This window comes from Mastigocoleus testarum BC008 (assembly GCF_001456025.1).
In the GTDB taxonomy this organism is placed as follows: domain Bacteria; phylum Cyanobacteriota; class Cyanobacteriia; order Cyanobacteriales; family Nostocaceae; genus Mastigocoleus; species Mastigocoleus testarum.
Genome location: NZ_LMTZ01000165.1, coordinates 15,091 through 38,759, shown reverse-complemented (window position 1 = coordinate 38,759; position 23,669 = coordinate 15,091). Strand labels below are relative to the sequence as shown.

The window sequence follows — 23,669 nt, the reverse complement described above, 5'->3', positions numbered from 1 at the left end:
CAGACTTTATCTATAAGCCTGGGATTTTAATCCAAGGCGTGTTGGGCTAAATAAATTCGCAGCAATTAGTTAATTTGAATTTGACTACTGAGCGGAAAAATATTTAAATTTTTACAATTGCTACAATTTATCGCTTTGACAGTAGTAGCGTGCTGCTCAATAATAGCTAAAATTTCAGGACAATATTCCAACGACGAGCCAATTCTTGCATTGCTGCACCTCGCACACTACTAGAATTATCAGCGATCGCGCACTGTTTAAGAATCGCTAAAGTCTCAGGGTAGTCCTTCCAACCACGGGCTAATTCTTGTATAGCTGCACGCCGTACACCCCAATTATCATCAGTGGTGACGCACTGCTTAATAATAGCTAAAGTCTTGGGATGTTCTTTCCAGACACCAGCTAACTCCTGTACTGCTGCACGTCTTACGCTTCCAGAATCATTATTTGTAGCGCACTGCTGGATCATATCTAAGATTTCGGGGCGATCGCTCCAACCATGAGCTAACTCTCTTAGTGCTGCACATCGCACATCTGAATCATCATCAATGGTCGCACGCTGTTTAAGCCACGTTAAAGTTTCGGGGAGATCCTTCCATCCATAAGCTAATTCTTGTAATGCTGCGCATCGCACATCTGAATAATTATCAGTGCTGGCGCGTTCTTTAAGCCACGTTAAAGTCTCGGGACTATCTTTCCAACCGCGAGCTAATTCTTGTACTGCTGTACGTCGAATATCAGAAGAGTCATGAGTAGTGGTAAGATTTTCAAGCCATATGAAGATTTCAGGGCGTTCTTTCCAAGTATTAGTAACTGCTTTAATTGCTTGAGTGCGAATCTTTCTAATTCTATTCTTATCTTCTTCAGTACACGGGCTGACTAACTCTCTGTATATACCATAATTAATTAGTCTTTTAAGATCCAATAATAGCTGCTGACCAACAGACATAATAACCTTTCTATTTCGGACTTCTACTAAACACTCAGCTGCTAAAAACAGATTGACAAAATTCTCTTCTTCTCCATATATTCTCATCAAATACTGAATAATTTGTCCCACAAATTTGGCATCAATCATGCCAGCAATTAATCGTAAAACTTCATGCCAAGATTCATCCATCCAATGCTTGCCAAAAACCTCTACTTTTAGGTTCTCAATTGTCAGGGTTTGAGTTTCTTTAAACTGCCAAACAAATTCCCAAGCACAGAAATATTCTAAAAACGTACGATGTACAAAAGCATAGTAATCTGCACCCAGATAACACAGCATAAAATTACGTGTTCTGAGTTGGTCTATCATTAACTTTGCAGCAACTCTAGCTTTATCAACTTCTATAACTTTTAAATAATTTTTAAGAATCTTTTCTAAATCGCTTTCTTTAATCAAGTTACCAGCTAAGCTTCTATCATTGGTTTGCATAAAATAGGCAACTCGACGCAACATTGCCTGTTTATCTTTACAATCTATACTTGTTGGATCTAATCTTTTATCTTCGACTAAAGTACGTTCTACATCCCATTGATGCAGTAGTACTCTCGATGCTTGATTGTAAAGTTCAGCTCTATCCCTTGGTAATTCTTGGTTGCGGTTGAGAATTGCCATCATTGTTAACAGTAAGGGATTTCCTGCTAATTCCTGAATCGCCGATGAATTCTCAATTGCTTTTTGCAATCGTCCTTTTTTTCTAATTTTATCTGCTTCATCATTAAAAGTTAATTCGTGCCAACGATGGATAAAATCTTGAATTTGTTCTGATTCTAAATCTTGCAGCATGAAATGCTTAAACTCAGCGTCCCGTAGTCTTTGGGGTTTGTAGCCAATGATGCGAGAAGTAACAATTACCCGCACATGAGGATATTCATTTGTGAAGCGATGAATATCAGTAATAATGTCTTCTCGCTTAGCAGGATCGAATACTTCATCTAACCCATCAAACATCACTAAGGCGTTACCTTTTTTGAGGTACGTTTGTAGTTGATGTTGGTTTAAATGATGCACTACGCCACTACATTTATGAAAAAACTCAAGAAAATCATTACATTCTTTTTCATCCCGTCGTCGTATATAGGTACGTAGTTCAATCAATAACGGGATTGACCGGTCAATTAAATTACTTAAAGGCGATTCTGCCCAATTTAATGCTAAATATTGTAATAAAGTAGATTTTCCAGAACCAGGGTCGCCTAATAGAACTGTATATTTATAAATTTGTTTATTATTAACTATTTCTAATACAGAACGTATGGGCTGCTCAAAATAAATTTTCTTGTAGCGTTCTAAATCTTCTGTTTCAATTTCTGATGATGCTTGCTGACTTTCCCTTAGTCGTCTCAAATGCTCTTTCGGAATTTCATAAACCTGCGGTAAAACTGAGTGTACCTCCCGAACATTTTGCACAATAAACATTCGCCATAACTTTAGTTCGTTATAGGCATAACCGCTAGTATCTAAACTATCTAATTGTAGTTTGCCGTATCGTTCTCTAATCCCTTCTTGATATTGACTTAAATCAAAATCGGGGATAATTCCGGCTACTTCTTGAGTATTATCCTTAATAACTTCTAGGTTTTGAGAATCTAGAACGTTTCTGAGTTCAGGTGATTCTCTGATAATAGCTTTAACTTTTTTCAGATAGCGTTTACCAAGTCGTTTCCAATTAAACTCATCTGGTAATACTTTTAAATCTAATTCATACCACTTAGTTTCTAACTTCTTCGTATCTAAAACTTTGCATTCGTAAGTAAAAGCATTTCCTAAGATTTCTTTAATCTCTTTATTACCAATAAATATTTTAAACGGCTTGATAAACTGCTTCAATTCTTCATCTTCAAGATCTGTATCTTCTAATTCCTGTTGTACCAGTAGCAAAAACTCCTTTAAAGCTTTACCTACAGCAATATCTATCTCTTCTTTTTGCAAACGCTTTAGTACATTACTGGGGATACCCTTTAATAAATCCTTAGTCCAATCTTTCGCCGCATCTTTAGCAATATTCGATAATTCTTGCAAAATTGGCTTAAAAACAAACCCTGCAGCCTGCGCTACTCCCCAAGCTACTAACAAATCCATAGTTTAAATTACAGTTAATAACCTTTAATTAGGAGTATACCTAAAAAATATGGTAATATTCACTACCAAGTAATACATTTTCGAGTCTTGTATATACGTGCTATTGAGACTTGCTTTTAGGCTGAGGAATCTTAATCTGAACCTGACGCTCACACTTAAATCCGCGCTCCACCCACTCATCCATATCAACATCTGCAAGTCTTATCACCTTTCCACATTCCGGTTCCCTAAATTGACTAACAATCGCCCAAAATAAACTACGGGTTACATCCAAAGAAGTTTTTAACCAAGACTCCCGATTACCCGGAACGCCCTTTTCATTGATAATATCTGGCTCAACCCAAATTCCATGGGAACCCAATAAAATTTGAGCCATCCATTTTGCTCTAGGTAAATGAGTACTAGAAGTTACTAGTTTTACCTTTTTTACGCGCCAGCGTTTCAGTATTGGAATGCCATAGTAAAAATTACCAAAAGTAGATTTAGCACACTTTTCCAGCCATACATTTTTTATAATTGTTGACTGTAAACTTGGCGACCGCATACTTGCTAGATATTTTTGAAAAATTAGTTTAATACAAGGGTCTTGAGAACCGCTAGATATCAAAATAGGAGTTTCGGGATGTTCTGTTGCTTGCACTCCAACATAAATCTCCCGTTGAATACTACCACCCAAAACAAAAATTGCATCTACGGGCTGAGAAGATGCGGACATTAGGGTCATGAAGCTAACAATGAAGCAACTTCCAAAAATAATAAAAAATAAAAAAGTTAATTGACGCCAGTATTTTTGAATTATTCTTTTGAATATTACTCCGATGTATATTATTCTTGCTATCAGCCTTTTTTTTTTCGGTAAGTCTTGTAACGATCGCGAATTTTTCGTCTCATAAAAAATCTTATAAAAAGTAGCTTAATCGCTAAAATATTGATACTTAAGAGAGAGTTTTTTAAGCATATTTTGTTACCTACGATTATTGCTGATTTTCTCCCCAACCCCATTAAAAAGTGGGCAAAAGTCCGCCTTACCAAGGGGGATTTAAGGGGAACAAAGATGTATTAGGTAAATAATATGACTTTTGAAACATCCTCTAAAATACTTTCAAGTTGTTGGAAGGAAATTTGACCGCCAAATTTATATTCAAATAAATTTAGACTTAAGCAATTTATGCCTCATTTTTTAGCAGGATTTATGCGGAAGTAGTATTCGACTTCCACACAAAAAATTTAAATTTTGCGTGTTTACCTTCACCATCTAAATTTCTAACCTATAATGTCCGTATCACTAATACCGAGCTATGTTTCTTCCTGGCTTTCATCCTTCAGACTGATGCTGTTATTAAGGCTGAAGATAGTAAGGATATGACCTAGCTGCAAAAATAGTTCGTGCTCGTTAAAGTCATAACATACTTTACAAGTATTATTTAATACATTCAATGTCTTGTTAAATCAGGATATACTTGTAGAGTAGTTTTATGAAAAAGTTTTTATATTTCCCATTAGCTGCAGCAAACGCAGCATATTTTGCTAAACCAAAACAATTTCTTCACTGTTTAAGAAAAAAAATAGTGAATAATAAAATGGATAAAAATCTAATTATTAAATATAAAAACTTAATTATTAAGCACAAACACTTATAAATGTTTCTGAAGTTTGATTGTTAAACTGTCAACAATACGATAAATCCAGCTAAATATACATGAACCAATCTGCGAAACCCTACTCATCGCTGCAAGTAGCTTTTCTTGGTGGAGTTATAGCCACCACGGCTACATTTTCTGCATTTGGTCTAGCTTGGTGTCGTTCTGTTAAGGCTGCACTACAGGATAGTCCAAAAGCGATTGTTGACCAGGTGTGGCAACTGGTAGATCGTGAATATGTAGATTCATCTTTTAATCAACAAGATTGGCAAGCTGTTAGACGTAGGTTATTAAGTAAAGACTATACTTCTCAAGAAGAAGCTTATACAGCAATCCGTAAAGTGTTGGAAGGTCTAAACGACCCCTACACTCGATTTATGGATCCTAACCAGTATAAATCCTTAACCACCCAGACTTCCGGTGAAATTTCTGGGATTGGGGTTCGTATGGAATTTGATGATACAACTAGGCAATTAACCATAGTTGAAGCTTTGGATAATTCTCCAGCCATGCGAGCAGGTATTAAAGCAGGGGATGAAATTTTAGCAATTAATGGTAAACCTACCCGCCAGATGAACTTGGAAGAAGCATCCAAATTAATTCGCGGTAAGGTCGGTACTATTCTTACCTTGCAAGTGGGACGTCAAGGTCAAAGATATTTCAACGTGAAGTTGACTAGAACAACCATCGAAGTACCAACTGTGAATTATGCTTTAAGGGAAGAAGGTAAGCGTCGTGTAGGTTATATTCGCTTGCGGGAGTTTAGCGGTCATGCTGCAGAGCAAATGCGAAAAGCGATTAGCGAGCTAGAAGCGAAAAAAGTTGATGAATTTGTATTAGATTTGCGCGGTAATCCAGGTGGATTACTAGGAGCAAGTATTGAGATAGCTAAAATGTGGTTAGATGATGGCGATATTGTTCGCACGGTGGATCGTAAAGGAGGAAGCAAGCAGACTCAAGCCGATCGCACCGCTCTTACCAATAAACCTTTAGCTATTTTAGTAGACGATAGGTCAGCCAGCGCCAGCGAAATTCTTACCGGAGCTCTTAAAGACAATAAGCGAGCGGTGGTTATTGGAACTAAAACCTTTGGTAAAGCTTTAGTGCAATCAGTCCATGAATTAGTTGATGGTTCTGGAGTTGCAATTACTATTGCTCATTACTACACCCCTAAAGGAACTGATATTAATCACAAGGGAATTACTCCGGATGTTGATTTAAGATTGACGGATTCACAAAGACGTCAGCTCGATACAAATCCGAATTTGTTGGGAACAACGAAAGACCCATATTACAGCCGGGCTTTAAGAGCTTTATCAGAATATAAATTCGCTCAGCCTTTGGAAACTAAGCCTTCGGAACAACCTATTGGTGCTCAGACATTTAACTTATAGACATTTAGTTGTAGACACTTAGCTATTTAACTAATTAGTACTTATAGCAGAATTATGCGCAGTACTTACAGTACGCTTACGCTAGGTCGCGTCCTTACGGACGTTAGCGGGGCGGAGTGTAAGCACAGCAGGAGACAGGAGCTAGGAGTAGAATCCGCTTCATAACTGACTTTCAGTTTTTGAACCGTCCCTCACTTAGTTGTAATCCGCTATATAATTATTTATTTCCAGTTGTTTATTTCCGGAAAATTAATTGTCTAAAACTTGAGCGGTCTGAAATTTTCAATAGTCTAAAACTTTAATTCCGTTTTAATTGCGTTGAGAAAGTAACGTTACCAGCAAAGGAGATGATTTAAGTGATTTCTCCCACATGCTTGGTAGCGATATTTTTTAGTAAGAACAGAAAATAGTGCGCGGTCTAGCGTAAGCGTGCTGTAAGTATTGCGCATTAACTGATAACTGAGTGTGCTACTGATTTTAAATTTTCCGACGGGAATACTAAATTAGTGTCCATATGTCAATCCCTATATTTATGAATGTTAGTGACTCTGCTCAGACAAATACAAGCACTAAATTTTTCCCACGTATATCTGTTGTCATTCCTATTTATAACGGAGAAAGTGACTTATCAGAATTAATCAGTTGCTTGTTAGCCCAAACCTACCCAAAAAAATTAGTAGAATATCTGCTGGTTGATAACAATAGTAGCGATCGCACATTCAGTTTTTTAGAAACAGCAGCCGAACACTGTCCGATAGAGATTCATCCATTAAGCGAAAATCAGATCCAAAGTTCCTACGCTGCTCGTAACAAAGGGATCCAAGCCGCAGGAGGAGAATTTATTGTATTTACCGATGCAGACTGTCGTCCCCAACCTCGGTGGCTAGAATTATTGATCCAACCTTTTATGAGATCGGAGGTTGCGATCGTCGCTGGAGAAATTACCGCATTCCCAGAAAAAAACTTACTGGCAAAATTTGCTGATCGCCAAGAAACATTATCTCAAAAACATACCCTTACCCATCCTTTTTGTGCATACGGTCAAACTGCTAATTTAGCTATTAGACGCACAATTTTGGAAAAAAGTGGTTTATTTCGTCCCTATTTAACCACCGGAGGTGATGCTGATATTTGCTGGCGGATCCTCAAACAAAATTTAGGCACTTTGGAATTTGTCTCTGATGCAATTGTTCGACATCGTCACCGCACCTCAATTAGAGAATTAGCCAGTCAATGGCGAAGATATGGACGTTCCAATCGCTATTTACACGAATTGCACGGTGTAGATTTAATGCGAGAAATCCCAAACAAAGAATACTACTATCGATTAACACGCTGGTTATTAAAGGAAATACCCCAACAAAGCATTAAAATACTTACAACTAAAAGTTCGGTCGTAGACTTACTAAACACTCCTATCGGTTTATTTACTGCTAGGATTCGCTATTCCGGTCAAAAAGAAGCTAAACTTCCTGAAAACGCGAAAATAATCCAGTGCTTAGATTCATAATTCCTAGTAAATTACAAGTACTTTTAGGAATAATTTTCCCAAAAATTATTAACCCAGAAAATTATTAACCCAAAAAATTTTTTAATAGATAAAAAAATTAAAATTAAGAATTATTAAATACTGATGCACAAACTACGCCAAAGATAAATGCAAATATCAATATAATTAAATCTGGGAAATCATATCTATCCCAGGCATATATTATTCAAATGGCGATCAAATTTCGCTAAATTGGAAAAAATACTGTGAAGGAAAATCTAGATGTCAGCACAACTTTTACTGGTAGATGATGAACCGGGACTGCGCGAAGCCGTGAAAGATTACTTAGAAGAAAGCGGTTTCAAAGTTCAAGTAGCCAGTAACGCCCGTGAAGGATGGGAGTTGATGCAACAAAATACACCAGAATTGGTGATTTCCGACATTATGATGCCACAAGTTGATGGTTATCAATTTCTCAAACAATTAAGAGAAGACCCCCGTTTTGCTTCATTACCTGTAATATTCCTAACTGCAAAAGGAATGACTTCCGATCGCATCCAAGGTTATCAAGCAGGTGTTGATGGATATTTACCCAAACCTTTCGATCCAGATGAATTAGTTGCAATTATTGAAAATTTACTGACGCGACGCGTAAGTTCCAGTCAAACAAAAAATGAAGATAGTGAAACACCAGATATTGCTGAATTAGCAAATCAAATTGCCCAAATTAAGGCTTTGTTGACACAAAGAAACGCTATTCCCCAGACAAGTCCTCCATTTAATATAGACCTGACTCCCAGAGAGCAAAGTGTCCTAAACTTAGTGGCAGAAGGACTTATGAATAAAGAAATAGCACGTCGTCTCGATACCAGCGTACGCAACGTAGAAAAATATGTCAGCCGCTTATTTAGCAAAACAGGAACCAATAGTCGTACAGAGCTAGTTCGCTTTGCTTTGGAACATGGTTTAGCTGATTAGGGAGTGCTGTTTGTTTCGCGCAGCGTTAGCTGTAAACTTTCTTGGAGAACTTTTTTGCAGAACTTTAGGATTTAGCAGAAGACTTCAGAACACCTAAAGAATTGATCTATCGCGCGGATTTTGAAGCTAGAAAACTTATGTATTGGAATTTATCAAGTTTAAATCAAAGTACTTAGCATTAGTTTAAGTAGGTTAGTAAGAAAAATCATAATTCGTTTGTAATAGCGCTTTAGCACTCGAGCGCTACTACAAGCCAAATACGAATATTTCACGTTTCTTTACATAGTTTACTTTTTCTCACCTACTCACTTATCAAGCTTTGAGATTATGAAGCTTTGAGAATTGTTCGGGAAGTCCTAACAAAGTGGTTAAGATAAAAATTTTTTAAGTTTGAAGCCTTAGCTTTGAAATTTTACTTTTAAAACTTGCGACTTGAAGCTTAAATTTTGAATATTTAATCTTGGAACTTGAATTTTCCTGTAGCTAAAGTCCTAAAGAAAAAATAATTATAAGAATAAATAATGGTGTTCAGCCACATGAGCATCTGCGATGCTAGCGTTTTAACGCAGCAAGCTTAACGCGCCTAGCGGTTAGTGCAGCGTGACGTTAGTCAGAGGCTTTACCGACGACGCCGCAGGCTCTACTTATTGAGCGGTCTTAGCGTGACCTTAGTCATACAGATTTGCTGTCTTCTAAGCGTAATGTAGTTATTGCATGACGTTAGTCATAAGTAATGATGGAAATACATTCATTTTGCGTAAATCCTAATCCAATTCAAAGGACAAGGTTATTTGGACTTAATAAATATTAAATTCAAATACAAGAAATAACCCAGTCTCACCTGCTTGTAGTCTACATCGCTTGCAATAAAAAGGTTTCATCAATATTTAATCAATTACTTCACACTAGCATAGATAAAATCAATAAGAAAAGATAATGGTGAACAGAAAATTTTGCTTCAGATTAATTAATAAGAAATGATATAATCTAAGACCCAAGTAAAAAGACGGAAATTAAAATAAATAATTTCACCTTTTGCCCGTATGATTACTGAATCAATTTTTTTTGTTCCCTGCCCCCCTGACTCTGACTACAAGACGATAGCTTGATAAGGATCCCTGACATTTAAATGATTTGGGAGCAACAGACATTTTCAGAGATTTTCAACTCCCTGAGTGTCAAATTACTCCCATAATTGCTTAAACCAAAAACTCAAATAAAGTATCCTTAGGCAAAACTAGAGCTAATTATAACTCCAGGGTCCGTTAAGAGCTTCATTTAAGATTTTCGTGAATAAAAATGTCTATCTTTTATTTTTCGACTGCTAACTCTTCCTCGTTAAATAAATGGATGAATTAGTTTTTCCTCCTTTTGTGTAATTCGTGATCTTTCCCAAGGCAAAAGATAAGGCTATAGAAAACGAAACTGAAAAAGACTTAGTCAGTAGGCACACCCAAATATATCCGTAGTGCTAAGGGTGATAACGATCGCAAATCCTCACTAGATTAAAGGAGAAATGGTGAAATAAGCTAACTCTGATTTGAACATAGTTAATCATTTTGAAAATAAGTAAGCAACAAGTAAGCTTAAAAAAATTCACAATTCTCAAGCAAGGTGTTTGCTAATATTAGTAGGCTTGAAGATAAAACTATTGACAAATGTCAGCAGAATTACGTAGACGCATTAACTGACGTCGCATTTGTGGAGATGCTTTTAGTTCAGAGATTTCGCGAGTTTTAACATAAGTTTGTAATGTTTCCAGAAATTCATCAGAACCCTCAGTTAAGGCATCAAGTAATACCTGTAACAGCTGCTCGCGATCGCTTAACAGACTTTTTTCCTCAATTAACCTAAATTTGAGATGTACTTCACATTCGTAAACACCTACCTCAATATTATTTATCTGACGGGGTAATGCTTTCGAGTTCATAGTTTTGAGGATTCCTGTAAAGAGTTGTGACTTAGGCAAGGAGCTTTATTAAAGCAAAAATTTTCTGATGTTGCTTGCAATCTTAGAGAGGTGCAATTTTAAGATCGCTTGTCTTCAAGAATATTTGTATCCCATTTTTTATCCAGTGTCTTCTCCTAAGTAAAATTTCAGCATTCCGATCATGATACACAAATGGAATCTATTGCTTAAGTAAAGCATAACTATTATTCAATTTTTAAGATTCTATACTGCTTAAGTTTCTGTGTGAACTTGTTTGAGCTTTTTAAAGGTTTTTACATCAAGTTTTTCTTAACGTCAACAACAGTTTTAGTTTTTACTAAAAAGCTAGGTAATGCACGTAAGTGAAAACGCTGATAATCTTTAATCAAACTCAGTTATAACTTAGTAGTTAGAGGATTGCGTAAAATTACTCAATGTTAATTTTTTGCATTTATTAATAACCTAGATTCAACTCACAAATAAATGAATTTGGTTACTACTTTTATTTGAAATGACAATATATACACTGAACAAATAAATCTCCTTATGTATGTGAGCTGAGTCACTTCTTAATAAAATTTTTGCCGAAAACTAGAAAAAGTAATCACTTAACGAAACTAGTTCCTCAGATAAATTGTATAGGTGTATTGGCCTGTTTTTAAAATCAAAACTATTTACGACAATTATTATCGCAGGAAAAATCTTGGTTGCGATCGTCCTCAATAAAAACTGGACAACAGGATAACAGTCTATCTTTAGTCTTCGTTTCACTAATTGATACCGATTAATTATTTACGTTTTCGGAAGCTAGTTGAACGATCTCAGGACCATTAAAAAATAAATTGAGGGAAAGGTAATTGATTTAGCTCACAACTCAACAAATAATTTTCCAGATCAAGAGTAATTTTCCCAAAAAACCAGATTCAAAGTAAAATTTCACAAGGTAAATAATTTAATTTTATTCGAACGTAAATCAAAAAGTTTTTTCATATTTCGGTAGCGACAACCATAGATAATATTTATATTTACCAGGAATCAGACGTCGGCAAGCTTGAAGATAGGGTCTACAATAATTTCAGTTTAATTAATCATAAACCCCAGTTCTCAAAGATGGAAAACACAACGCTGCTTAAGTCTACGACCAGACATATCAGGATCTTCGCTGCGGAAATTGATCGAGACGGAGAACTCGTACCCAGTAATCAAGTTTTAACTCTGGATATAGACCCGGACAATGAATTCAATTGGAACGAAGATGCTCTGCAAAAGGTTCATTACAAGTTTGATGAACTAGTAGAGGCTAACAGTGGCGCAGACCTTACAGATTACAATTTACGTCGTATTGGCTCTGATTTAGAGCATTATGTCCGAAATCTACTGCAATCAGGAGAAATTAGTTATAATCTAACTGCTCGCGTTACAAATTACAGTATGGGGCTACCACAAGTAGCAGTTGATGAAGATAAGTAATAATTTTGAGTTCGAGAATCTCATTCTTGAGAATGTTTTGTCTTAAAGGCTCAGAACTTGAGGAGTTAAAGCTCAGAAAGTTAAAGCTTAAAGACCTTAAGCTTGAATATCCTCTACTTGCTTAAGTCTAGGAATCTCAGGTATAAAGATCTTGAATATAAAATTTTTCTACAAAAGTTCAGAGTTACAGGTTTAGTAATTTAAATTTTGGGGTTTAAATTTTGCAATTTAAATTTTGTAACGTCCTGAACTTTGCTCTCACCTGTTTTGACTGCGAACTCCTGAGGCAAAAAAGTTCTCGGTTCTGGGCATGGGAACGATTCGTACAGTATTTGATAATATTTTTTTGCTTGCAGCCAACGAATAGTGCTTGGGGCGCTGAGTTACTTGGTCGAGCAATTTTAGCTGCAGATACTTTTGCTCCAGGACCGACCTCAGGTCAGTTCAAGAAAACAAGACGTACGGTTCCTTTTCTCCACGCTCAACCAGTTCAGGGTTTTTCTGCTGTAATCCCTGGTCCGAAGAAAAATACTTATTTGCTGGTTTCAGATAATGGTTTTGGAGGGAAAAGTAATTCCCCTGACTATGTTCTGCGAATTTATGCAGTGGAAGCAGATTTTGTCACAGGGAAAGTTTTTCCTGTCAATCTCCGAACGGGAGCGCGACTAAAATCTTTTAACCGCAAAAGTTTTTTAGAACTCAAAGATAGGCAAAATTTACTCCAATTTCCCATAGTAGCTGATCGCAATACTTATCCCAGCAATAAATCTATTCCCATTAGTCCAGCTATCCGTAAAAATCGTTTGCTCACTGGAGGGGACTTTGATATTGAATCGTTTCGAAAAGCAGATGATGGGACTTATTGGTTAGGAGATGAGTTCGGTCCCTTCTTGCTCCACGTGAACCCAAATGGCGAACTCTTGGACATCCCCATTCCCTTACCAAATCTATTGGGGGTTGGTAAATTAAATTTTATTAAGTCTCCCGATAATCCAAAATTTGTTGACTTGCCGCGAAAGGAAGCAGAAAATTTAGCTAATCTTAGTGGTTCTCGTGGATTTGAGGGCTTAGCTCTTAATCGCAGTGGCGATAAACTATATGCCATGTTGGAAGGTCCTCTCAAGGAAGATACCAACTCTCAACGTCTACTAATTTACGAATTTGATGTTGCAAGTAAAAAATATACCAGTGAGATTTTTGCTTACAAATTAGAGGACAGTAGCCACGCGATCGGGGAACTAACAGCCATCAGTGATCAAGAATTTATTGTTATCGAACGAGACCATGAACAAGGCGACCCTAATAATCGGAAATTTAGAGAGCCAGCTAAGTTTAAACGAATTTATAAAATAAATATTAAGAATAAAGATTCGCAAGGATTTGTCAAAAAAGAGTTATTAGTAGATTTATTAAGGATTAAAGACATTCAAGGTGTTGGCGGTCAAGCCACCCGCAATGGTATTTTTGCCTTTCCCTTCGTGACAATCGAAAGTGTACTACCAATAAACGCAACAGATTTACTGATTGTTAACGATAATAACTACGCCGATAGTATAGGTCGTATTCCAAATCAGGTAGATAATACAGAATTTATTTTAATTAGGTTAGATAAGCCTCTATATTAATGTTCGGCATTAATGTTCGCTAAGCGGTCATTATCGGTAATAAATACCAATAATAATTTTGATCGCTAGTAAAAAAATAGTCTTATTTATGCACGCTTTATATATCCAGTGTTTTGCTTTCAGTCACTAAGATCTGAATTTTTAAATCTTCATTACTAATCTTGGCGTTTGCAAGCTATATAACTATTAATCTATACGTCTTATGTTTTTCTCGCTTCTTAAGGAGTGTTGGTAAGTTGTACTTATTTATATCAGAAAGTTCGAATTAAGCTGAGGATAAGTTAATTATCTCTACAAAATTAGAGCAAAAATATTTAAATAAAAACATTTAATTTAGCAGAATTAATTTAAAGATATAAGTTATAAAATTGTTAATTATTTTTTATATGACTTGATACTTTGTTGTTCACCTTTATTAAAGTTTGTGATAGATGCAATATCGCACATGTCTGCAATATTTGATACTAAGTACTAATTTAATTTTTCGGTTATTTTGTTGCGTATAATAGCATGAAGTATGATTAAGTCCTTGTTTTTCACTTAAGCTGAAGGCAATCTCAACTAGATATGCTGTATGGAAACATAGTTTATGGACCAGTGATGAAGAAATCGGAAAATGGAAAATCGCATAATAATTAATACTTGTGTTTGTCCTGCCTTATAGTATTCACAGTCAATTTGAAGCTTCTCTTATGAACTTTTTAAAAATTTATCTGAAGCATCAAAATGAATATTTCATTCAACATTTCATCACAGGTTCTAGTCTGTGACGTAAAATTTGAAATTAATTCTCTATTCTATTCAGTTAATATGCTATTTGCAAAGCATACCTAAGATAAAATTTACTGTTACGTGATTGCTGCTTAATTTATACTAAAGAATCTAAATAGACTAAGACTATAGTAATCATATTTAATTTGTAAATAGATAAATATTGCAGAGAACTTACATTAAATACCTCTACAATATTAGTTTTGATGAATGATTTAAAATTGCTATGGCCATCAAACCACAAATATTTAGATAGTAGAAAATTTATGTTCTATTTTAACTAAATCATTTCCTTGATTACCGATGAAACTATCTCGGCATTTAGTAATGAAAGAATTTAAAATTGCAAAATATATTTTATATAATAAGTGCTTAGAATGATGATTATATCTTTCTAAATAACAAATAGATTTGTTTGATTAAATTGATATTTATAATAGATAATTATCCATATAAACATGATTAATTTTTAGTGCTGACAAAACACAATTATTTAGAGTTAGATAATCATATTTATGGTAAATACCAAAATATCTGATAATAAATTTTGTTGTTGCCATTTCCGATTGATAGTTGCATACTTTCCTCTGACAGTAGTATTATTCCGCTTAGTCCTTCATTCATAAATACTGATTTCCCCGTGGATCGTGGATTTAAGTAAATAACCGGTAATTTTGTTAAAAAAATTAGATTTAATCATATTATGTCTCAAGAGGAGTCGAAATATGAGATTCTGCGGATTATAAGTCTTCCCTCAGAGCAATGGGTAAATAGTTTTAATTGAAAAAAATAGAAGTCAAATAGATTTATGAAAGTAAAAGCAGATTGTATATATAAGGTTAATATTAATTGTTTTTTCTTTGTTATCTTGCCTGCAAATACTAGTAATTATATGTGTTAGATTGGCTGTTAAGACTTGAGGGTGTATTTATGTACCATCTCCGTGGCTATGGCTGAAAACAAATGATATCTGTTCTATATAATTAAAATCCTATATAAGTTTGATTTTGTTTTCATTTAAGCTTATTGTTGCTCGGATACTTATAAAATAAGTATAGAAGCTGGCAATATGCATTTTTGTGCTAGGGTGGGCTTATTCTGAAGTCACATGCACTTTATATTAAATTAAAGATTCGGCGACAGGCTTTGTTCAATTACTCTGGTGCTCGCCAATTAAGCACGTAAATAGATATTTAAATGAATAGTGGAGGTCTTGAGTTGGTAGATATGGTGGTTGATTTTGCTCATTACTGCTTATCATTCGAAATCGAGATTGTTAGATGAGCCTCATTTAATATTTTGCTCATAGCAGGTCGAAACACGGAAAATTTGGCTGTAGAGAAAGCCGTAGATGATATTTTTGAAGGAATTGCTAATTGCCGATCGGTGGGAAAACTATGGAAAATGACGCGGCAACGCTTTATTGCCCCAATGAACTTTGTCAGGCACCTAACCCGCTAAGCCACAAGTTTTGCCAACGATGCTCTACACCGCTTTGCAAACGCTACCTGTGGGTCGTGGGAAATGAGGTCAATCTGGGTAAACCTGGTGATATCATAGCCGATCGCTATTTAGTTGTTGCTAAATCAGTACTTTTAGATCGAATACCAAGTTTAGCCGTACAAGCGCCAGCAGTAGAAAAACTAGAATTTATTAAACCATATTTAAAATTAATTCCATTTCGCTTACAGGTTCCGCAGGTATATGGGTTACTACCCCTCAGGAGAGGGGGTGTCACACAAGATGTCTTACTTCTGGAAAATCCGCCAGTTTTCCCGAAAATTGATTCTGATTTAGAAGTAAGTTTACGAGAAGAATTAACTAAAGCCTGGGGGGGTGCAACATCAATGCGCCAACTCAATTGGTTGTGGCAAATAGCTAATATTTGGCAACCACTTGCGAGTGAAGGGGTTGCTTCCACGCTGATGGAAACTCACTTAATGCGGGTAGAAGGACCAATCCTACGTCTGTTGGAGTTGCGTCAAGATGAGGATATTGTCACCCTTGCACAACTTGGTGAGTTTTGGCGCTCCCGGCTACTACCATTTGCCAGAAACGCGATCGCTGAATTTTTAGGTGAAATATGCCATCTGTTGATTGATGGAGAAGTTAAATCTGGCGAACAATTAATTTTACTGTTAGATCGCGGATTAAAAAAAGTCGGAAATTCACAATCATTAAAAATTAGAATCGCCACTCAAACGGATACTGGTCCTAGTCGCCAACGTAATGAAGATGCTTGTTATCCCTCAAGTAAGGGAATATTGAGTAAGCCCCCCGAATCTAAAGCTATGGGTATAGTTTGTGATGGAATAGGTGGGCACGAAGGTGGAAATGTTGCATCTAATTTGGCAATAAAGACCATAGAACAAGAATTACAACAATTAAATAGATTTTCCGATGAAGACATCGAACCAGGAATTTTGCTGGGCGATTTAGAAAAAGCGGTAGCCGTTGCAAACGATAAAATTAGCGAACGTAACGACAACGAAAACCGACAAGGACGAAAGCGCATGGGTACGACCCTGGTGATGGCGCTACCTATAGGTCATGAACTTTATGTGACTCATGTCGGTGATAGTCGTGCATATTGGATAACTCGCTATGGATGTTATCAAGTCACTCTCGATGATGATGTTGCGTCGCGAGAAGTACGTTTGGGATATGCCGTTTATAGAGATGCTTTGAAACAAGTTGCTTCGGGTTCCTTGGTTCAAGCACTGGGTATGAGTCCCAGTTTGTCTTTGCATCCAACAGTGCAGCGGTTTGTATTGGATGAAGATGGGATATTTTTACTGTGCTCCGATGGTTTGAGCGATTTTGACCGGGTAGAACAGCATTGGGAAACAGAAATACTACCAGTATTATCAGGCAAGCAAGATTTAGCGACGGCAACAAATAAATTAGTCGAGATTGCCAATGTAGAAAACGGACATGATAATGTCACCATCGCATTGCTACACTACAAGGTTAATTATTCCGAACCCAAGTCGGCTTTACAGCCGGAATTAGCCGACCTCACAACAGTTTCCACAGCCCATTCTTTACCAACATTAAATACCAGCACTCCTTCCAACAGTCCCAACCAAAAAACAAAAGTTCTTCCCGATACTATACCTCTGAGGAAAGCTAAAATTCCTTTGACATTGATATTACCTATCCTTGTCTTGGGTGGTGGATTGTTAGGTTATTTCATAATGCAATTTAAACTACCTGAGCCTTGGGAAAAGGGAAAATCCCCAGCACCTGCTGCTACAAGATCTCCAGAACCGGAACTTAAACAAAGTACAGCTAAAACCCTTCCAACCCCGAATTTAGAGTTACAAGTAAATTCGGAATTTACAACGAGAGAAAAACTGGAGTTTAGCAAACAACTACCACTTGATAGTGCTATAAGTGAAGATAATTTTTCACCTGTAATGTTGCCTGAGGGAACGGTCTTGCAAGTTGTCAGCAAAGAACCTTTAAAAAATAATGGATCTATAAATTCAGTATTAGATGAACATTGGTTGAAATTACGGGTCTGTAGTATCGGTGGAAATACAGGTAGTGATGAGAATACAACTTCATCTTCCAAGGGTCCACCTGTAGCTGTCGTACCTGAAGAAACCTTTTCTCCAGAGAGTCCAATTGTAGCTGCCTTGCCTGAAGAAACCTTTTCTCCAGAGAGTCCAATTGTAGCTCCCGTACCTCAAGAAACCCTGTCTCCTGATACTTCACTTGGAGAAGCTTTTCCTAAGGAAACTCCCCTAGCTGAGATTTCACCAGCAGAAACTACCACTCCTAGTTTCACTGACGATTCATCTTCAATCAAACTCGATGAAGAGGTGTGGATTAAGTCTGGGAAAATTAATCTTAAATCTGTTAGCATCTCAAAGCCGTCAGATCTCAAAGATTCCAATAACAGTCCATGTTTGAAACTCAACAACAAAGATATCCCAGAAGGGAAATCACTACTGGAAAATGAAACATCTCCAACAAAACCGGGGGAATCAACAACAACTCAACCGCTAATAATTCCATCTGAGACGCAATCGCCATCTCAGACAGGAGCACCAGTTATTGGAAATGACAACCTCACTTCACCAAAAAGTAGATAAACTGGTATGGGAACCTAAAAATATATGAGTAAGATTTTTAATTGTCAATCTTAAAGGTGAAAAATTCTACCTTTTAGGTTTTTATTTAAGATTATCTGTTAAATTTATTTGTTTTAACTTATTTTTTTTGATTTTATCTGTTTGAATTTATCCGAAGCATTTTTGTTTTGACCAATCCATGCCATCCTTAATCTTGGCGATTTCCCGTCTTCAAAATACCGGTACAGATAACTTTGCCATTTGGGTGGTAAATGCCCCTTATCCAAGTGGTAACGTTCTCCGTGACTGTGTATGGCCTGCAAGTTTAAATGAGGTTTGGGGAGAATGGTGTCAGATGTTTTCTGGACACAGCCGTCTAGATCTTCCACGCGGTTTATCTTCTCAAAATCCTGATGCCAATCCTGAGCCAATACTTCCTCGCGGACAAAGAGGTAGTTATAGCAGCCGCTTGATGCAGCACTTAGGTATCAGTTTGTGGCGTTGGGTATTTGAGGGGAATATTCTAGCTAGCCTAGAACACAGTCGTGGTATCGCTAACGGTAAAAATACCCGTTTGCGTTTTCGTCTGGAAATTCGCGACCCTGATTTGATTGCTCTTCCTTGGGAGACTATGCAGCGAGAAGCAGGTCGTTCTCCAATGTCGATGTCCCAAAATTTATTATTCAGCCGCACAACATGCAACGTTGAACCGCTACCAATTTTGCGAAAAGATCCGGGGTTAAATATTTTGTTGGTTTTGGGAGAAGATGATGATTTGCAGTTAGAAGAAGAGGCTAAGATTCTCAGCCAAACTCTTGCAGAAGGGAATACATTAGGTGGAAATCTTTCGTATATTAATGTTCCCTGTATGGTGAAGTCACTGGTACAGCCAACACCCCAAGAGTTAATTTCTGAACTAAAAACCGGAGTATACAATGTATTTTTCTATGCTGGTCATGGATTACCAGACCCAGATGGAGGTCTACTCTTGTTAGGACCAGATTCCACCTTCAATGGGATGGAACTAGCTCAAGCTTTAAGCCGGACGGGGGTTAAACTTGCTGTATTCAATGCTTGTTGGGGTGCACAACCAGCAGCAATTGATCGCCAAGCAGTGCCTTATAGTAGTCTGGCAGAGGTGATGATTAGACAGGGCGTCCCTGCCGTTCTAGGCATGCGAGACAAAATTGCAGATCACGAATCACACACCTTTATCCAAGCATTTTCTCAAGCAATTCGGGCACGCAAACCTATTGATGAAGCAGTTGCAGATGCAAGAAAACAATTGCTGACTATTTATAAATTTAATCAACCCGCTTGGACTTTACCCGTACTTTACTTGCATCCAGATTTTAACGGCGAACTAATTCAAACATTTGAAGAAGGAAATACAGAACTTCCCGAAACTTCGCTCCCTGGTTTCGCTTCCCAATCTCATGTAGCTTGTTTACGCCCAACATCTGGCGATGGTAAAACTTGGACATTGCGCCCTGTTATTACCCGCATAGGTCGTACAATCGAAAATGACATAGTTATCCCAGCGCCTTCTGTATCCAAACATCACGCTGAAATTTTATGCAGAAATATTTTTAATGGTTCTCAATCTGTGCGAACTTACTATTTACAGGAAAAATCTACCTACGGTACAACCTGGATATTACGCTCCAATGGTTGGCAACAAATCCATCGTCAAGAAGTCACCTTGGAACCTGGTACACAATTAAAATTTGGTAGTACCCGTTCTCACCCTTGGGAATTTGTAATCGAAGATTCGTAACAACACCCTTGATTGATTAGATATTGTTTTTATATTTTCATATCCCTCAAATTATTCTTATTTATTAGAAAATTCTTTTCTCTTTACGGAAATCAAGTCCGCGAAGCTGTAGCTGTCAATACCCCAAATTAAACCACCTAGGAGATCGCAGATGATTAACAACAATGACAATTCTCAATCCTTCATGCATTCACTTCCTTCGCCCACAGATTTAGAATTACTTTCCACTTTGTTAGAAGCTGAAGATAATTCATATCCTTGGAATCCAGCAGATGAAAATTCAGAAGAATATTTTTGCGAAGTTGAAAAACAGTTTGTCATGCAAGATGTTCTAGAAGAGGAAATCACTGAACGTTCCCGTAGTTTTTACAACCGATTAGATAATCTTTGGTCACAAAATTTCAATACTTCGTATTACAAGTGTAAGACAAAATCCTCGGTTGTGATTAATCTTAAAGAAAGTTTACTTTCAGCCTTCTCTGCAAACGTCCCCCAAGAATGGCTAGAGAAAATCGCCCTGGAAGCCACAAATACGTTTAAGTCGAGAGAATCTTTGGGAGAACAACTTGTTAAGTGCGTCCAAGCTGTATTACCCGAATGGGCTGCAGAAGATTTAAACGTAATGGCACGTCCCTATGCTTTTGCGATGAGAGATGGTGAAACTCCTTCAACAAAATCTGCACTTAAATCTTTGAACGAACGCAAGTGGTCTGCTTTGTCAGAAGTTGAGCAAGCCAGAGTAAGTCTAATGGTTGCTTATCAGGCGCTGCAAGAACTACAAGATTCTGAGTCTCCAGAATAAAAGATTAAGCTTTTTATATTTATTTATCTAATTGATCCGACAGGATAATAATGCCTGCAAGAGGCATTTATCTTCTTTTGAGGCATAAGTTGGCAATAGTGTGTTATTAGCTGTATCTTATAGCCAGAGTTCAAGCAGGGTAAAATACCTATTTGATCGATGTGGGGATGAAAATTAAATCTGTTAAATTAAATAATTTTAGTAATAATTTTAGTCTCTTATAGGTGTAAATGCTGAGTCATCGACACCTATGAAATGACTAAATTATTTGGGATTGAAAAAACGGGTGGCAAAATTTTTCGATCTATTTGGAGAAAGAGCCCGGGCTTTAAGGATTGCAGCCATTAAAAATGCATAGGATAAAACTCCTACAATTACTAATAATACCCAACCAAATAAAGCTCCTGTTGTATTCCACAAGGCATGGAGCCCAGATGCAGTAAAATACCCAACTAATAAAATTTGCCAACTTTTGCTCGGTTTTAGTACAGCCAAGCCTACAAAATAACCTAGGTATCCACTATAGGCCATATGTCCGGCAACTGAACCTAGTATGCGGGCGATTAGTAACTGGAAAGCAGCTAACTGTCCAGCTTCTGTACCAAATTCTGCTTGTACAGATTGAGCTATTTGTGGCACGTATTGACCCAAAGTTTCTACAAGAGTAAAACCCAAGGCTGAAGCGGTTCCTAGTAGTATGCCGTCTAAGGGTTCCCACACACCAATTCGTTCTCGCCAGGGAGATGGTAATCCCCTACCAACTAAATAAGCAGCTAAAAGTGGTAAAGCTTTGAGTAATTCTTCCATCAAGCCAGCACCAAAAAACATTCGTATCAGCAATTCTGTAAAAGTGATTGACTCTTGATTGGAAGGTAAGCTACCAGGTAGACGCTCTCTAAATATATGAATAAATCCAGGCAAAATAGGGCTGCGTAAAATTAGCATCGTTAGAAATACGCAGATTAATAATTCCCACCAAGGTTTATCTTTGCCGCATAAACGATAGATGAAGTAATAAGCAGCAAATGCAATGTACATTGCAACAATTATCTGATTTGTCTGTTCTTGACCGACAGTCGCAAACATTAAGACAACAAATATTACTGTGATAATTCCAGGTAGCAAATAAGCTTTTCGAGTTAAATCTTTACCTGTGGAAATAATAGGGAAAAGCTGGGTAAAGCTAACCGAATCATTATTTTTGGTAGAAGTTTGATAACTTGTTGAGAAATAGGAAGGTGTAACTGCTTCTTGAATTGTTACCCCTGGTTGCTCTTCTGGAAATTCGTAATCAAAAATTAATTGTGGTCCATCATGACCTAAAGTAATACGATCGCCAGGTTGTAATTGTTGAGAGCCTTGAAGTTGTCTTCTATTCAAATAAGTACCATTCGCGCTATTTAAGTCACAAATGACCCAATCACATTGACCATCGGGCGACAAAGGGAGGGGGCGAATAATTGCATGACGGCGGGAGACGGTGCGATACTTAAGGGCATCCAATACAAACTGGCAGCTTGGGTCTCTTCCAATTACCACCTCTTCATGATTAAGTAGCGAATAATGAGATTCTGATTCAACAGTCACTCCATTCCCAGACACTAGCCGCAGAAATGCATTCTGTCTTGCGTTTTTGCCTGTCATTGAGTTAGAGGGCATTTCTAAACAATTACTGAAAATTATTTGGTACTGGGATTTAGCACCGACCAGATTTATGGCAGCATTACTTACTACACTATAACTTCACTCATTGCTTACAAATTAAAAATTCTAAATAAAAATAAAAAGTCTTTGTTGTTTTTGATTGTGACTTAACCAATAATCGACCTATAAATATTATCAGCTTTAACTTTATTGACAATAGGTAGTACTAATTGGAAAAAATTTCAAGTTATTTATCCAATCTAAATTCTTCAGTAAGAGTGACAATAATTAATTGCCAATTAATCAAATATCTATTTATGAAAAATAATTAATTCTAGGTTTTTAGTGATGCTCGACTCGAGTACCTAGTAGCTTTAGAAACTCTGCCAGCCATTGGGGATGAGCAGACCAGGCAGGCGCTGTGACTAGGTTTCCATCAACTACAGCTTGGTCAACAGGCACATCAATATATGTACCACCTGCAATATTGATTTCGGGAGCGCAAGCAGGATATCCAGTACATTTTTTATTTTGGAGTAAATCTGCGGCAGCTAGTAGTTGTAATCCATGACAAATAGCAGCAATTGGTTTATCCGCTTGGGCGAATACGCGGGTAATTTCAATTACTTTTGATTTACAGCGAATATATTCTGGAGCTCTACCTCCAGGTATAACTAATGCGTCGTAAGTTTGTATTTCTAATTCAGCAAAGGTTGCATTTAATATGAAGTTGTGACCTGGTTTTTCGCTGTAGGTTTGGTCACCTTCGAAGTCATGAACAGCAGCAGTTCTTATCTTCTCACCAGCTTTCTTATCGGGGCAAACAGCATCGACCGAGTGTCCGACCATTTGTAACGCCTGGAAAGGTACCATTATTTCATAGTCTTCTACATAATCTCCGACAAGCATCAAGATTTTTTTGGCTGTCATTTTCTTTATATTCCTTAATTTGATGGAGATATCGTAATTTTTAATAATTTACCTGCAAATCTTCCTCTCG

At 36.9% G+C, this 23,669-nt stretch carries 14 protein-coding genes; 9 read left to right on the top strand and 5 right to left on the bottom strand.

Features of this window, described 5'->3' with window-relative positions; genetic code table 11:
• Positions 1–166: 166 nt before the first annotated feature.
• Both BC008_RS44325 and BC008_RS44320 read right to left on the bottom strand, forming a co-directional pair.
• Positions 167–3,070 carry an NACHT domain-containing protein gene (locus tag BC008_RS44325; RefSeq protein WP_027841882.1) on the bottom strand — a complete coding sequence of 968 codons (2,904 nt, stop codon included), beginning with the start codon at positions 3,068–3,070 and terminating at the stop codon, positions 167–169.
• A gap of 100 nt (positions 3,071–3,170) precedes the next feature.
• Entirely contained in the window at positions 3,171–3,794 is a 624-nt protein-coding gene (locus tag BC008_RS44320) for a YdcF family protein (protein ID WP_082650754.1), read from the bottom strand.
• 975 nt (positions 3,795–4,769) lie between these two features.
• Between BC008_RS44320 and ctpB the strand changes: the two genes are divergently transcribed.
• From ctpB to BC008_RS44305, 3 genes are all read left to right on the top strand, one after another.
• Positions 4,770–6,104 carry a carboxyl-terminal processing protease CtpB gene (ctpB, locus tag BC008_RS44315; protein ID WP_027841880.1) on the top strand — a complete coding sequence of 445 codons (1,335 nt, stop codon included), beginning with the start codon at positions 4,770–4,772 and terminating at the stop codon, positions 6,102–6,104.
• A 532-nt stretch (positions 6,105–6,636) separates the two neighbouring features.
• Positions 6,637–7,614, top strand: a complete 978-nt coding sequence (locus BC008_RS44310) for a glycosyltransferase (RefSeq protein ID WP_027841879.1) — start codon at positions 6,637–6,639, stop codon at positions 7,612–7,614.
• A gap of 261 nt (positions 7,615–7,875) precedes the next feature.
• On the top strand, positions 7,876–8,571 hold the full coding sequence (locus tag BC008_RS44305; protein WP_027841878.1) for a response regulator transcription factor: 696 nt from the start codon (positions 7,876–7,878) through the stop codon (positions 8,569–8,571).
• 1,648 nt (positions 8,572–10,219) lie between these two features.
• On the opposite strand, the gene BC008_RS44300 is transcribed toward BC008_RS44305, so the two are convergent.
• Entirely contained in the window at positions 10,220–10,501 is a 282-nt protein-coding gene (locus tag BC008_RS44300; RefSeq protein WP_027841877.1) for an Npun_R1517 family heterocyst differentiation transcriptional regulator, read from the bottom strand.
• A 1,110-nt stretch (positions 10,502–11,611) separates the two neighbouring features.
• Here BC008_RS44300 and ndhM point away from each other — a divergent pair.
• The 6 genes from ndhM (at position 11,612) to BC008_RS44275 (ending at position 21,025) form a co-directional block, all read left to right on the top strand.
• A complete protein-coding gene (gene ndhM, locus BC008_RS44295; RefSeq protein WP_027841876.1) occupies positions 11,612–11,971 on the top strand; it encodes an NAD(P)H-quinone oxidoreductase subunit M in 360 nt (119 codons plus the stop codon).
• A 350-nt stretch (positions 11,972–12,321) separates the two neighbouring features.
• Positions 12,322–13,596, top strand: coding sequence for an esterase-like activity of phytase family protein (locus tag BC008_RS44290; RefSeq protein WP_235596023.1), 1,275 nt, complete (start codon positions 12,322–12,324; stop codon positions 13,594–13,596).
• 2,070 nt (positions 13,597–15,666) lie between these two features.
• Positions 15,667–15,828, top strand: coding sequence for a hypothetical protein (locus BC008_RS51040; RefSeq protein ID WP_201026240.1), 162 nt, complete (start codon positions 15,667–15,669; stop codon positions 15,826–15,828).
• Positions 15,829–15,884: 56 nt separating this feature from the next.
• Positions 15,885–18,467 carry a PP2C family protein-serine/threonine phosphatase gene (locus BC008_RS52565; RefSeq protein WP_058184820.1) on the top strand — a complete coding sequence of 861 codons (2,583 nt, stop codon included), beginning with the start codon at positions 15,885–15,887 and terminating at the stop codon, positions 18,465–18,467.
• A 178-nt stretch (positions 18,468–18,645) separates the two neighbouring features.
• Entirely contained in the window at positions 18,646–20,223 is a 1,578-nt protein-coding gene (locus BC008_RS44280) for a CHAT domain-containing protein (protein WP_027841875.1), read from the top strand.
• A gap of 151 nt (positions 20,224–20,374) precedes the next feature.
• Positions 20,375–21,025: a hypothetical protein gene (locus tag BC008_RS44275; protein WP_027841874.1), complete on the top strand. Its 651-nt coding sequence runs from the start codon at positions 20,375–20,377 to the stop codon at positions 21,023–21,025.
• 264 nt (positions 21,026–21,289) lie between these two features.
• On the opposite strand, the gene BC008_RS44270 is transcribed toward BC008_RS44275, so the two are convergent.
• Positions 21,290–22,669 carry a PrsW family glutamic-type intramembrane protease gene (locus BC008_RS44270; protein WP_027841873.1) on the bottom strand — a complete coding sequence of 460 codons (1,380 nt, stop codon included), beginning with the start codon at positions 22,667–22,669 and terminating at the stop codon, positions 21,290–21,292.
• Between the two features lie 342 nt (positions 22,670–23,011).
• Entirely contained in the window at positions 23,012–23,599 is a 588-nt protein-coding gene (locus tag BC008_RS44265; protein WP_027841872.1) for a DJ-1/PfpI family protein, read from the bottom strand.
• Positions 23,600–23,669: the final 70 nt, after the last annotated feature.

Bases quoted from the DNA above. Each gene is read 5' to 3' on its own strand.
- BC008_RS44325 (WP_027841882.1), bottom strand. From the start codon at position 3,070: ATGGATTTGTTAGTAGCTTGGGGAGTAGCGCAGGCTGCAGGGTTTGTT.
- BC008_RS44320 (WP_082650754.1), bottom strand. From the start codon at position 3,794: ATGACCCTAATGTCCGCATCTTCTCAGCCCGTAGATGCAATTTTTGTT.
- ctpB (WP_027841880.1), top strand. From the start codon at position 4,770: ATGAACCAATCTGCGAAACCCTACTCATCGCTGCAAGTAGCTTTTCTT.
- BC008_RS44310 (WP_027841879.1), top strand. From the start codon at position 6,637: ATGAATGTTAGTGACTCTGCTCAGACAAATACAAGCACTAAATTTTTC.
- BC008_RS44305 (WP_027841878.1), top strand. From the start codon at position 7,876: ATGTCAGCACAACTTTTACTGGTAGATGATGAACCGGGACTGCGCGAA.
- BC008_RS44300 (WP_027841877.1), bottom strand. From the start codon at position 10,501: ATGAACTCGAAAGCATTACCCCGTCAGATAAATAATATTGAGGTAGGT.
- ndhM (WP_027841876.1), top strand. From the start codon at position 11,612: ATGGAAAACACAACGCTGCTTAAGTCTACGACCAGACATATCAGGATC.
- BC008_RS44280 (WP_027841875.1), top strand. From the start codon at position 18,646: ATGCCATCCTTAATCTTGGCGATTTCCCGTCTTCAAAATACCGGTACA.
- BC008_RS44275 (WP_027841874.1), top strand. From the start codon at position 20,375: ATGATTAACAACAATGACAATTCTCAATCCTTCATGCATTCACTTCCT.
- BC008_RS44270 (WP_027841873.1), bottom strand. From the start codon at position 22,669: ATGACAGGCAAAAACGCAAGACAGAATGCATTTCTGCGGCTAGTGTCT.
- BC008_RS44265 (WP_027841872.1), bottom strand. From the start codon at position 23,599: ATGACAGCCAAAAAAATCTTGATGCTTGTCGGAGATTATGTAGAAGAC.